Source organism: Jeotgalicoccus coquinae (genome assembly GCF_014207425.1).
GTDB lineage: Bacteria > Bacillota > Bacilli > Staphylococcales > Salinicoccaceae > Jeotgalicoccus > Jeotgalicoccus coquinae.
Genome location: NZ_JACHFF010000005.1, coordinates 1 through 3,214, shown reverse-complemented (window position 1 = coordinate 3,214; position 3,214 = coordinate 1). Strand labels below are relative to the sequence as shown.

The 3,214-nt window shown below is 49.8% G+C and carries 2 rRNA genes; both read left to right on the top strand.

Annotated features, from left to right (window positions below):
* Nucleotides 1–122 precede the first annotated feature (122 nt).
* Nucleotides 123–3,011, top strand: a 23S ribosomal RNA gene (locus tag HNR41_RS11245).
* A gap of 87 nt (nucleotides 3,012–3,098) precedes the next feature.
* Nucleotides 3,099–3,213, top strand: a 5S ribosomal RNA gene (gene rrf, locus HNR41_RS11240).
* Nucleotide 3,214: the final 1 nt, after the last annotated feature.

Sequence of the window (3,214 nt, the reverse complement as noted above, 5' to 3'; positions counted from 1 at the left end):
TTATGTACATTGAAAACCGTATAGAAGTAAAGAGAAGAGTAAAAAGATTTCAAATCGAGAAAAAGAATTGAAAACGAGAACGCAAACGTATCTATAAGATACACTCACAGAAATTTCATTACGATTAAGTAGTGAAGGGCGCATGGCGGATGCCTAGGTAGCAAGAGCCGATGAAGGACGGAACAAACACCGATATGCTTCGGGGAGCTGTAAGTAAGCTTTGAACCGGAGATTTCCGAATGGGGAAACCCAATACCGCGAGGTATTACCACGACATGAATACATAGTGTCGTTGGAGGACACCTGGAGAACTGAAACATCTTAGTATCCAGAGGAAGAGAAAGAAAAATCGATTCCCTAAGTAGCGGCGAGCGAACGGGGAAGAGCCCAAACCAGCTTCGGCTGGGGTTGTAGGACATTCACAACGGATTTAAAGACTTAGACGAATGGTCTGGGAAGGCCAACCGCAGGGGGTAAGAGTCCCGTAGTTAAAAAGTCGATAAATTTAGAATGTATCCTGAGTACGGCGGAACACGAGGAATTCCGTCGGAATCCGGGAGGACCATCTCCCAAGGCTAAATACTCCTTGCTGACCGATAGTGAACCAGTACCGTGAGGGAAAGGTGAAAAGCACCCCGGGAGGGGAGTGAAATAGAACCTGAAACCATGCGCTTACAAGTAGTCAGAGCCCGTTAATGGGTGATGGCGTGCCTTTTGTAGAATGAACCGGCGAGTTACGAATATATGCAAGGTTAAGCAGTGAATGTGGAGCCGCAGCGAAAGCGAGTCTGAATAGGGCGATTGAGTATATGTTCGTAGACGCGAAACCAGGTGATCTACCCATGACCAGGCTGAAGTTCAGGTAACACTGAATGGAGGGCCGAACCGACTTACGTTGAAAAGTGACCGGATGAGTTGTGGGTAGGGGTGAAATTCCAATCGAACCTGGAGATAGCTCGTTCTCTCCGAAATATATTTAGGTATAGCCTCATATTAGCATCGTGGAGGTAGAGCACTGTTTGGATGAGGGGCCCATCCCGGGTTACCGAGTTCAGACAAACTCCGAATGCCACAGATGTGATGTATGGGAGTCAGACAGTGGGTGATAAGGTCCATTGTCGAGAGGGAAACAGCCCAGACCACCAGTTAAGGTCCCCAAATATATGTTAAGTGGAAAAGGATGTGGCGTTGCACAGACAACTAGGATGTTGGCTTAGAAGCAGCCATCATTTAAAGAGTGCGTAATAGCTCACTAGTCGAGTGACGCTGCGCCGAAAATGTACCGGGGCTAAACATATTACCGAAACTGTGGATTAAAATTTATTTTAATGGTAGGAGAGCGTTCTAAGTGCGGCGAAGCATGATCGTAAGGACATGTGGAGCGCTTAGAAGTGAGAATGCCGGTGTGAGTAGCGAAAGACGGGTGAGAATCCCGTCCACCGAACGACTAAGGTTTCCAGAGGTAGGCTCGTCCGCTCTGGGTAAGTCGGGACCTAAGCCGAGGCGATAAGCGTAGGCGATGGACAACAGGTAGAAATTCCTGTACCAGTAAGATTGCATTTGAGTGATGGAGTGACGCAGAAGGAAAAGATGAGCGCGCGGAAGGAAGAGCGCGTCCAAGCCATAAGGCTGCATGCTAGGCAAATCCGGCATGCGTTAAAGCTGAGTGGTGATGGGGAGCCGAAAATAGTAGGCGAAGCATACGGACTCACACTGCCAAGAAAAGCTTCTAGCAAGTAATCATACTGCCCGTACCGTAAACCGACACAGGTAGTTGGGAAGAGAATTCTAAGGTGAGCGAGCGAACTCTCGTTAAGGAACTCGGCAAAATGACCCCGTAACTTCGGGAGAAGGGGTGCTTATAGCAATATAAGCCGCAGTGAATAGGCCCAAGCGACTGTTTACCAAAAACACAGGTCTCTGCCAAACCGAAAGGTGAAGTATAGGGGCTGACGCCTGCCCGGTGCTGGAAGGTTAAGAGGAGTGCTTAGCGCAAGCGAAGGTACGAATTGAAGCCCCAGTAAACGGCGGCCGTAACTATAACGGTCCTAAGGTAGCGAAATTCCTTGTCAGGTAAGTTCTGACCCGCACGAAAGGCGTAACGATTTGGGCACTGTCTCAACGAGAGGCTCGGTGAAATCATAGTACCTGTGAAGATGCAGGTTACCCGCGACAGGACGGAAAGACCCCGTGGAGCTTTACTGTAATTTGATATTGAATCTTGACTCCACCTGTACAGGATAGGTGGGAGCCGATGAAGCATGAACGTCAGTTTATGTGGAGGCAATGGTGGGATACCACCCTGGTGTGGTTGAGATTCTAACCCGCAGCCGTGATCCGGCTGGGAGACAGTGTCAGATGGACAGTTTGACTGGGGCGGTCGCCTCCTAAAGAGTAACGGAGGCGCTCAAAGGTACCCTCAGAATGGTTGGAAATCATTCAAAGAGTGTAAAGGCATAAGGGTGCTTGACTGCGAGACCTACAAGTCGAGCAGGGTCGAAAGACGGACTTAGTGATCCGGTGGTTCCGCATGGAAGGGCCATCGCTCAACGGATAAAAGCTACCCCGGGGATAACAGGCTTATCTCCCCCAAGAGTTCACATCGACGGGGAGGTTTGGCACCTCGATGTCGGCTCATCGCATCCTGGGGCTGTAGTCGGTCCCAAGGGTTGGGCTGTTCGCCCATTAAAGCGGTACGCGAGCTGGGTTCAGAACGTCGTGAGACAGTTCGGTCCCTATCCGTCGTGGGCGTAGGAAATTTGAGAGGCGCTGTCCTTAGTACGAGAGGACCGGGATGGACATACCACTGGTGTACCAGTTGTCGTGCCAACGGCATAGCTGGGTAGCTACGTATGGACGGGATAAATGCTGAAAGCATCTAAGCATGAAGCCCCCCTCAAGATGAGATTTCCCCAATAGATGCCTCAGAGACTATGAGGTTGATAGGTTTGGCGTGTAAGTGTGGCAACACATTCAGCGGACAAATACTAATCCATCGATGACTTATTCAAAGTAATTAATGAACAATTTAAAGAGTGCGTTCACTCTTCTCGATACTTCTATCCGGTTTTGAATGTATATGACATTCACCCAAATAGTCTGGCGGCGATGGCGGAGAGGCCACACCTGTTCCCATGTCGAACACAGCAGTTAAGCTCTCCAGCGCCGATGGTAGTTGGACTGACGTCCCGCAAGAGTAGGACGCTGCCAGGCT